Source organism: Vibrio sp. 1978, assembly GCF_033344345.1.
The window spans coordinates 1-625 of sequence record NZ_JAWPOP010000640.1 but is presented as its reverse complement, the minus strand read 5'-3'; the positions used below and the strand labels follow the sequence as shown (position 1 = coordinate 625).

Sequence of the window (625 nt, the reverse complement as noted above, 5' to 3'; positions counted from 1 at the left end):
AAAAGCTTCCAAAGCCCTCCACTCGGAGGGTTTTTTGTTTTCTATTCTCTAATTCCAATCTCTTTTCAAAAAACGCTAAATCTTTCTGTTTCTTGGTCGATAAGTATCCAAAGCCTTAATTTATTTGGAGTCTGTGTCTCTTGGCTATCACCGTTAATACCAATGTAGCAGCACTTGTCGCACAACGTCATTTGACCAGTGCAACGGATATGCTGAATCAATCCATGGAGCGTTTGTCTTCAGGGAAGCGTATTAACAGCGCAAAAGATGACGCGGCAGGCCTGCAAATCTCCAATCGTCTGCAATCACAAATGCGTGGTTTGGATGTGGCGGTTCGTAACGCTAATGATGGCATCTCTATCATGCAAACCGCAGAAGGCGCGATGAATGAGGTGACGAACATCATGCAACGTATGCGTGATTTGTCGCTTCAGTCGGCTAATGGCTCAAACAGCCAAGCCGAGCGTACCGCGTTGCAAGAAGAAGTCACCGCGTTAAACGATGAGTTAAACCGCATTGCGGAAACCACATCTTTTGGTGGACGCAAACTGTTGAATGGCACATTCGGCAAATCGTCTTTTCAAATCGGTGCAGCTTCTGGTGAAGCCGTACAGATTGAGTTGAA

At 45.8% G+C, this 625-nt stretch carries 1 pseudogene; it reads left to right on the top strand.

The window, feature by feature from the left end:
* Positions 1-140: 140 nt before the first annotated feature.
* A pseudogene (locus tag R8N49_RS28285) lies at positions 141-625 on the top strand (flagellin); the annotation flags it as partial.